The sequence below is a fragment of the Porphyromonas gulae DSM 15663 genome, from assembly GCF_000378065.1.
In the GTDB taxonomy this organism is placed as follows: domain Bacteria; phylum Bacteroidota; class Bacteroidia; order Bacteroidales; family Porphyromonadaceae; genus Porphyromonas; species Porphyromonas gulae.
On the sequence record NZ_KB899194.1, the window covers coordinates 1 to 5,967 of the forward strand.

Here is a 5,967-nt window from a genome sequence, read left to right on the forward strand (position 1 = left end):
TTTAATACCGGATGTTCCCAAGCCCTCAGATAGCAGGTATCAGAAGCGCAAGAAACACAAACTATTCTGCAAGCGAGCAGGCATAGAACCTACCATTGGACACTTGAAATCAGATCATCGTTTAGGCCGTAACTTTTACAAGGGATTGGTAGGGGATGCTGTGAACATACTATTGGCAGCAGCTGCTTACAACTTCAAAAGAGCCATGAAGGCTCTTTTGCACCTGCTCAAAATAATAAGCGAAAAGCTAAGCGAGAGACCATCGATGAATGACTTCTCACTTGCAAATGCTTTTTAAGGGATGACTAAATAGTTTCTTAGCTGATCACAAATACTATCTTTTGTCTCCTTGTGATACCTTTTCATTTTATGAGTAATTGTTAACTCATAGGGGCTTATAGTTTTCTCGCAACAACGTTTCAATATCAGAAAGTTTGTAGAGCATCTTTCTTGGAATGTGTGGGAGCTGATATAAAGCGGTTCGCAGACGTTCCTGCCGGAAACAAAGAGGTCTCCTCTGAAAAGCTGTCAGTGTATTCCGCCCACTCTGTATTTTTCGGTTTGACTTTTCGAGGAGCATTTCCACATCCTTACGTTTGTAATAGCATTTATGTCCGATCTGTATGGATATATCCTAGTAGGACTGGAGCGTGTGCTTACTTATGGTTTACAGAGCAATTGAAAGCATGGCATAGTAATAAATAGTAAGTAGTCTTATTCCCTGACAGAGAGAACTTGGTAAACTGATAATAAATGGACAGATGCATACTCATTGCCCGATAACACAGATATGATTGCCCTGCGTAAATACGGAGGTCTGTGTAAACCCTGCTTTCGTCATGTTCTCAACGATTTCGTCCGGGGTATAAATTTTCATATCCAAGAGTGAAATCCATCGCTCGTTTCCTGTCTCGGAAGCCATTTCGTTGCAGACGGCAAATCTGCCGCCCGGCTTGAGCACACGCCTTACTTCCTTGAAATCCTCGACGATGTCCGGCCAGAAATAGATGGTTTCAAAAGCTGTTGCAAGATCGAAAGTCGCAGATTCATAAGGAAGGGACGAGACCGAGGCCTCGATGATTTCCGCCCGACCGTCCCGGACAGCTTTCCTGTTTCCGGCAACGGATTTTGCCACGCTCTGCGCCGAGTAGTCCGCTCCGCATACTTTTCCATTCGTCCTTGTCAGGAAGTTGGCGATGTTTTGCCCACCGCCGCAACCGATGTCGAGAATATCCTCTTCACCAGCCGGCCGGATACATTCGTCGATGCACCAAAGAGCCATTTTATTATGGCCGTAGTTCATCCCCGCAAGCATCATTTTTCCCCAGAAATTGTTTTCAGGTCTGCGGCAATTGCTTATGAACTTCTTGAACAGTCTCATCTTCTATTCAGTTGCTAAAAGAACAAAAAATAACGTGGCGTCTTGGCCTTGTATTCGCGGTATTCCTCTCCGTAGGTCTCTTCACAATAGCGTTCTTCTCCCAATATGAGGAAATGCGTGGCAATGATGAAGGGTATCATGACGAGTAGTATCCACAACGAGGCGGAAGCGATACAAACGCCGAGCATTCCCGTAAAAAAGAAAAAGTACATCGGATTGCGCGACCAACGATAGACTCCTCCTTTGATGGTCTTTCCGGCAGGAGTTGCCACATAGCTGTGAAAAGCCCGGACAAAGAGCGCCAGCGAAAGCACGTAAACCGCCATTCCCGCAAGAAACCATGCCGTACCGAACTTGAACGGGACGAAAACGGAAGCACCAATATGGCAATTTGCAGGATTGTACTGACAGAGGCGTTCGCCTTGTCTTTGGCCGTGTACCACGAGGTGTCCACCGCACGCTTTCCTCCCTCACGGAAGATTGCCATATATATAAACTGTATCAGCACCATGCCGAACGATGGTATCCAAGCATTCAGCCATCCGGCTTGCAATGTTGTGAAAAATGAAAAATCACTCATAGTCATCGGGGATGATATTGCTTTTTTAATGTGATCAGCGATACGGCAAAAATCAGGGTACACACCAGATTGTTCCATCCGCCCGCTATCAACAGAAGAAACGGTTGCGGCAGCGTTTTCCAAAGGAAATTGAGCCAGATGGTGATCAACGGTGTTGCGAAAACTATCCAACGAGGAAAAGAAGTCTGCTTTTGCAGCACCAATACAGAAAAGAGCAACCATCCGATTCCCATTAAGAAAAAAGAAAAACCGCCCAACCAGCCGGCATAGGAGAGAAAATGGTCGATGATTTCGGGATGTCCCTGCGACGATACGATGCCGAAAGCCGGGAAGAAGGCATGATAAGCACCTCCGACAATTATACTTACGGATAGGGAAGCAAGCATCCAGCAGGCTGTTTTTCGTCGCTCTTTCTTAACCCTGAGAAACAAATGATAGAATCCGATGATGTAGAGAACTGCCGCCAACGGTCCTATTATCCCTCCGGCAACGAGACGCTCCAAGGGCACTGTACCCATGGAAGGCAACAGATCCTTTTCCAAATCGGGAATGGGTTGTGTCGTAAAATACAGCAACATGTCGCCGATATACATCAGTAGGCTACCTGCCACTCCCATATACCCTGTCAATCTGAGTTTTTTATCCATACCTTTTTCTTCTTATTTGTGTTTACAAAAATGCACAAGTAGAATATCGTTTGCAATCGCCAATAATGGCTATTTTCACAGTCGGAATCCCTATTTCTTATGGTTTATCGATTTGTCAGTAACCGGCAAAAAGTAGCGGGCGACGATAAAGTACCATTCCGTTTTGATTTTGTCGATTATCTTATCGGCTTCGGGCTTTTCCAATGCGAATAAATATGCCTGTAAACATCGTAATCGGTATGTATCTATATATCAATCGTATGAAAGGATTTTGACGTATTGGGACGACCTGCCGTCTGTGTTAGGACGACCTAATCGTTCAGTTAGGTCGACCTAAATGCTCTGCTAGGTCGACCTAAACGGTCTGTTAGGACGACCTAAATGATGGGTTAGGACGACCTAATATTCATGTCGGGACGACCTGGCTTTCGGCCGGCGTCTTTTTGCGCATTGTCAGCCTTCGATACGGACTGTGATACCATGCTCTTCCATGACCGTAGCGATCGTTCCGGTCAGTTCGGTATAGAGCCGGTCATATTCCGGCTTTTCATCGAAGTCGTCTCCCGGATGGTAACGGTCGAAGGTGTCTTTGACATCTTTGTGTTCCAACAGAAGCAAAGAGAGTTTTCTCGACAGTTCGGCGGGAACTTCGTTTGCAAATTCGTTATTGATGATTTGTTCGATAAACTGATACGGCGAAAAATGCAGTCCTCTAAGCAATACCTCCATGGCCATGCTTTCGGCTATGCCGATGGGATTGTCTTGCAGGAAGGCTTCTTCGTACGTTTTTGCAGCAGCTTCGGAACGTTCACGGATAAACGTTTCGTCACCGAGCAGTTGCGGATGGTAGTCTTTCAGATAAACTTCCAGCCTGAGTCGGTAATACGACAAGGTTTTCTTTTCCTGTTTCATCTTCTTTCCTTTTTAATTATTAATTATGGTGATCATTTCTCTTGCTTGGGAATGATAAAGCCGATGGAGTAATCGGTCACAATTTGTGGCCAGTTCCGTCCATTCTTTTTCGGTAAGTTCGAACATAAAATCTTCCGGGAAGCGCTGCAAATTTCTCCTGACGGCCTGTTTGAGCACTTTTGTCTGCACACCGTAGAGTTCGGCCAAATGATAGTCCAATATCACTCTGTTGCCACGAATCTCAAGAATTTTATTCCGGATGACGCTTACATCTGCTGTTATTGTATTCATATCATTGATTTATAGAATTTGTATTGAATTTCAAGTCATTGTTTTGCTTGTGACACCGGAGATCTGAATATATCCAGTTTATCCGATAGCTTGAGCATGTCCTGTTCTATCTTTTTATTGGTGATACGAGCGTAAATCTGCGTCGTTTTGATATTGGTGTGTCCCAGCATCTTCGACACGGATTCGATGGGAACGCCTTTGCTCAAAGACATCGTGGCAAATGTATGGCGGGCCATGTGGAAGGTCAAGTTTTTGCCTATGCCACAAATTGTTCCGATTTCTTTCAAGTATTCGTTCATTTTCTGGTTACTCGCTACAGGAAGGACTTTATCATCGGGCAGTTTTCCTGAGTATTTTTCAATAATCTTCTTAGGAATATCCAGTAGAGGCACACTAAAACTCACTCCGGTTTTCTCCCGTTTACCCATTACCCACAGTCTGTCGTCAAACGAAGTGCGGATATTGGATTGACGCAGGTTTTTTACGTCAATGTATGCCAAACCTGTAAAACAACTGAAAATGAAGATATCCCTGACTTTCTCCAAGCGTTCGGTCGTGAACTCTTTTTGCATGATAGTGTCTATCTCTTGCTGCGTAAGGTATCCGCGATCCGTTTTTTGGAATCTTATTTTGAAGTTGGCAAACGGGTCGATGTGTATCCAGCCGTTATTTTTAGCCATGATAATAATGGTACGGAAGCGCTGAAGAAATTTAGCTGTAGTGTTCGGAGCACACCGGCAGGTGGTCATCAGGTAAATCTCAAAATTGTGCAGAAACATGTGATTTACTTCTTTCAGAGAAATATCAGAGACGTTATAGTACTCTTTAATAAATCCAGCCATCCGCTTATAGGCTACTTCATATTTTTGAAGCGTCTCTTTAGATTTATTGATACCAACCAGTTTTGCCACATCCTTATTGTGCCGTTGAAAGAGTTCTAAAACTGTCTGGTGTTTTACCTCAATCCCCAGAAAGAGATTCTTTACCCGTTCGGCATTAACGTTATTCTCCTTGGTCTGCAAATCATGATATACGTTATGGATGCTTGTCTTAATAGTATCCAGAAGGGCATTGATTTCGACCGCTTCTTTCGATTTGCCTATGGCAGCACCGGTTTTGGCATTCCATACATTTAGATTCACATTTGTCTTCGTATAGAAACGGCTGGCCTGCCCGTCAATCGTGATGCGACACATAATCGGAAACGTGCCGTCTGCCCGTTGTTTGTCCTTTTTTACGTAGAAAAGGATGCGAAAAGTACTTTTCATAAACTCATTTTTTACTGTTACAAAACTACAATGAACTATCTCAAAATGAATCTTATGCGTACTGCCAAATCGGTACATTGTCCTGCCAATTTCGGACAAACTGTACCCCCTTCGTCTTAATTTTACTGTACCCCCTTGTATTTTTCGAGGTAGGGGGTACAGTTTAGGGCCTCTATTTTGTCGTTTTTTGTCTTTTTCTTGACTTTCGACTAAGACAAAATACATAGAAAAAGCCCTTCAAATTCACTGAATTTGAAGGGCTTGTCTTTCTTTTGTCGCCTTTTGTCTTAGGCTTTCTGCGGTATGGACGGGACTCGAACCCGCGACCCCCTGCGTGACAGGCAGGTATTCTAACCAGCTGAACTACCACACCGTTCTTACTGTACTACTCAGGGAAAAACCTTAGGAAACTCCCTTTTTGCAATGCAAAGATAATAAGATAATCTTTCCGTACAACTTTTGCAGGGCAACCGCACAGGGCAACCGCATCAAATCTTAAGAAGCTTTTTGAGATAGTCTATATTCAGAGCGGCTTTGAACAACCTCTTCCGTAAGGATAGTTTGTCTTTGTGCCCGGATACAATGGCTAAAGCAAACTTTCTCAACGTATTTAGATTGGTGGCTGAATAATCCTTACGAGTTCGACAAGCGTCTTCCCTAAAGGTTACATCCAAATGCCAATGAAGCCGATTCTCAATCCCCCAATGTCCTCGAATATATTGTCCGATTAACTGACAATATTCGGGTGGTAAACTACTGATATAATACTGCTTATCTATGCGAGTCTCTCCCTCTAAACTACTAATCTCACGCTCCACTTGAATTAAACTTCTCAAGCCTTGCCATTGACTATATTCCCCCTCCTCAAAGACCTCTGAAGCCGGTAAT

General features: G+C 43.9%; 6 protein-coding genes, 1 tRNA gene and 3 pseudogenes. 1 reads left to right on the forward strand and 9 read right to left on the reverse strand.

What is annotated here, in order from left to right; translation table 11 throughout:
• A partial coding sequence (locus tag F452_RS0110270; protein WP_018966104.1) for a transposase occupies positions 1-298 on the forward strand: 298 nt, incomplete at its 5' end.
• 255 nt (positions 299-553) lie between these two features.
• On the opposite strand, the pseudogene F452_RS13085 reads toward F452_RS0110270, so the two are convergent.
• The 9 genes and pseudogenes from F452_RS13085 to F452_RS11030 all read right to left on the reverse strand — a co-directional run.
• Positions 554-664 (reverse strand): annotated as a pseudogene (locus F452_RS13085) (helix-turn-helix domain-containing protein); the annotation flags it as partial.
• 105 nt (positions 665-769) lie between these two features.
• Positions 770-1,381, reverse strand: a complete 612-nt coding sequence (locus F452_RS0110275; protein ID WP_018966105.1) for a class I SAM-dependent methyltransferase — start codon at positions 1,379-1,381, stop codon at positions 770-772.
• Between the two features lie 14 nt (positions 1,382-1,395).
• Positions 1,396-1,967 (reverse strand): annotated as a pseudogene (locus tag F452_RS11020) (methyltransferase family protein).
• Positions 1,964-2,608, reverse strand: coding sequence for a DUF6796 family protein (locus F452_RS0110285; protein ID WP_018966106.1), 645 nt, complete (start codon positions 2,606-2,608; stop codon positions 1,964-1,966). Before F452_RS0110285 ends, F452_RS11020 begins: the two are co-directional and overlap by 4 nt.
• Before the next feature lie 453 nt (positions 2,609-3,061).
• The gene (locus tag F452_RS0110295) at positions 3,062-3,520 is read right to left on the reverse strand and encodes a DUF1896 domain-containing protein (RefSeq protein ID WP_018966108.1); all 459 of its coding nucleotides are present in this window, start codon (positions 3,518-3,520) and stop codon (positions 3,062-3,064) included.
• Between the two features lie 33 nt (positions 3,521-3,553).
• Positions 3,554-3,811, reverse strand: a pseudogene (locus tag F452_RS0110300) (ORF6N domain-containing protein); the annotation flags it as partial.
• A 35-nt stretch (positions 3,812-3,846) separates the two neighbouring features.
• Complete coding sequence (locus tag F452_RS11025) at positions 3,847-5,079, reverse strand: site-specific integrase (protein ID WP_050563595.1); 1,233 nt, start codon at positions 5,077-5,079, stop codon at positions 3,847-3,849.
• Positions 5,080-5,378: 299 nt separating this feature from the next.
• Positions 5,379-5,452 (reverse strand) — tRNA-Asp (locus tag F452_RS0110310).
• A 115-nt stretch (positions 5,453-5,567) separates the two neighbouring features.
• A partial coding sequence (locus tag F452_RS11030; protein WP_018966111.1) for an ISAs1 family transposase occupies positions 5,568-5,967 on the reverse strand: 400 nt, incomplete at its 5' end.